This is a genomic window from Salinimicrobium oceani, assembly GCF_012037645.1.
Window position 1 is genome coordinate 1 of sequence record NZ_JAAVJR010001637.1, and the last position, 285, is coordinate 285.

Annotated in this window: 1 protein-coding gene; it reads right to left on the reverse strand. The window is 44.9% G+C overall.

The window, feature by feature from the left end; all coding sequences use genetic code 11:
- A partial coding sequence (locus HC175_RS23410) for a hypothetical protein (protein ID WP_168140127.1) occupies nucleotides 1-285 on the reverse strand: 285 nt, incomplete at both ends.

Consider the following 285-nt stretch of genomic DNA (forward strand, 5'->3'; position numbering starts at 1 on the left):
TAGAGACCCTTGTCAAAAAAACCTAAATAGTTAGTTGGATTACGGGCATTGGCATAAAGGTGTGTAGAGACTCCAATAAAAATCTCTGTACTGCTGCCGTTATCCCAGGCTTCTATATCATTGATATAATATACACCGCCTATTACTCTTGCATTTTGGCCGGAGCCCGGAGTTCTAAATGCTTCCACATCCAGCACTTTTGCCCAGGTTTCACCTCCATTGGTGGTTTTATAGACTCCTGTCCCAATAACATCTCCGCCGGTATATTGCTCGCCGGTACCTGCG